1 protein-coding gene is annotated in these 2,257 nt (G+C 65.4%); it reads left to right on the top strand.

Features of this window, described 5'->3' with window-relative positions:
• Positions 1 to 2,257: non-ribosomal peptide synthetase (locus AWC27_RS14700; protein ID WP_139837007.1), on the top strand; the 2,257-nt coding region annotated here is incomplete at both ends.

Consider the following 2,257-nt stretch of genomic DNA (forward strand, 5'->3'; position numbering starts at 1 on the left):
GCGCTGGCGGCATACGAAAACCAGGACGCCCCGTTCGAACGGCTGGTGGAACTGCTCAACCCGGCCCGCTCCACCGCACACCATCCGCTGTTCGGAGTTTCCTTTGCGCTGCAGAACAATCCGGTCCCCAGTTTGCGGTTGCCCGGGTTGGCTGCTGAAGCCCTGCCGGTATCCAGCCACACCGCAAAATTCGATCTATCGATACAACTCTTCGACTCACCGGCACGTCGCGGGTACCCCCGGCGGTTGCCGGGCCTGATCGAGTACGCCACCGACCTGTTCGACCGCTGCACCATCGAAACGTTCGCCGCTGCGTACCTGCGCATCCTGGAGACGGTCACCGTGGATGCCGGCCGGGGTATCGACACGATCGAGATCGTTGACCCCACCGCACGCGACCGTACCGGCTACACGACTATCGCAATTCCGGAAGCGACGATTCCCGAGCTGTTCGCCGCCCAGGTGGCGCGCACCCCGAAAGCGCCTGCGGTACAAGACGGCCGGCACTGCCTGACCTACGCGCAGCTGGCAGCCCGGGCCAACCAGCTGACGTGCGGACTCAAAACGGCTGGGGCACAACGGGGCACCATTGTCGCCGTGGCGCTTCCCCGCGGGGTGGAGCTGGCGACCGCGTTGCTGGCGATTAGCCAGACCGGGGCCGCTTACCTGCCGATCGATCCGGACTACTCCAGTCAGCGCACCAACGACATGCTGGCCGATGCCGCCCCACAGCTGCTGATCACCGACGCTGCGACCGCACCCAGCCTGCCTGAGACCAGCGTCCCACGGCTGCTGCTGGATCAGCTCGTCGACGAGGACGTCGCCGACCATCCGGACACGCGGCCTCAACCCGATGACCTGGCCTACCTCATGTACACCTCCGGGTCGACCGGGGTTCCCAAAGCCGTTGCCGTCACCCACCGCAACGTGGTGGCGCTGTTCGCCGGACTTGCGCAGGAGTGCGACTTCAGCGCCACGGATGTGTGGGCGTGGTGCCATTCACCGGCCTTCGATTTCTCGGTGTGGGAGATGTGGGGTGCGCTGCTGCATGGTGCCCGCGTGGTGGCGGTGCCCTGGCATACGGTGCGCTCGCCGCGCGAACTGTGGCAGCTGATCGTTCGTGACCGCGTCACCGTGCTAAGTCAGACGCCGTCGGCATTTTACGAACTGATCGCCGCCGAACGTGAAAGCGCCGTGGCCGTGGCGGATTCAGCACTGCGGTTGGTGGTGTTCGGCGGGGAGTCGTTGCATCCGTCGCGGCTGCGTGGCTGGCCGCGGGGGCCGAGACTGATCAACATGTACGGCATAACCGAAGCCACGGTGCATTCCACCCATCACGAGCTGGCCAGCTGTGACGCGGTAACCGAGGCGTCGGTGATCGGTGGCCCGCTGGGCAATGTGGGCGTGTTCGTGTTGGACGCGGGTTTGTGTGTGGTGCCGGTGGGGGTGGCCGGTGAGTTGTACATAGCCGGTGCCGGCGTGGCACTGGGTTATCGGGGACGGTCGGGTCTGACGGCTGCACGGTTTGTGGCGTGCCCGTACGGGGGCGCCGGAGAACGCATGTATCGGACGGGGGATGTGGTGCGCTGGAATCACCGGGGCGCCTTGGAATTTGTCGGCCGCTCCGATGAGCAGATAAAAATCCGCGGGTTCCGCATCGAGCCCGGCGAGGTCGAAGGCGCATTGACCGCTGATCCACGGGTGGCCCAAGCGGTGGTGTGCCCGCATGGCGAGCAACTGGTGGGCTACGTGGTGCTGCAACCGGGCACGGCGGACTCCGATATCGCCGCGCAGCTACGTGCGTTGGTGGGGCAGCGATTGCCGGAGTTCATGGTGCCGTCGGTGGTGATGGTGCTCGACAGGTTGCCGTTGACGACGAACGGCAAGTTGGATCGAAAGGCGTTGCCAGGACCGGAGTTCGTCCGAACGGCAGCCTACCGGGATCCCCGGAATGCTCGGGAAGCGTTGTTGACGAGGCTATTCGGTGAACTGCTGGGGCTGCATCGGGTTGGGATTGACGATTCGTTTTTCGAGTTGGGTGGTCACTCGTTGACGGTGACACGACTGGCGGCCCGGATTCGGGTCGAGCTGGGGGTGGAGGTTCCGATCCGTGCGGTGTTCGAGGCGCCTACGGTGGCGCGGCTGTCGGCTTGGCTGGACGCCCATCCTGGCGGTGTGGCGCGCGCAGCGTTGGTGGTTCAGGATCGTCCTGAGCGGATTCCGTTGTCCTATGCGCAGTCTCGGTTGTGGTTCGTTC

Source organism: Mycobacterium szulgai (genome assembly GCF_002116635.1).
In the GTDB taxonomy this organism is placed as follows: Bacteria; Actinomycetota; Actinomycetes; order Mycobacteriales; family Mycobacteriaceae; genus Mycobacterium; species Mycobacterium szulgai.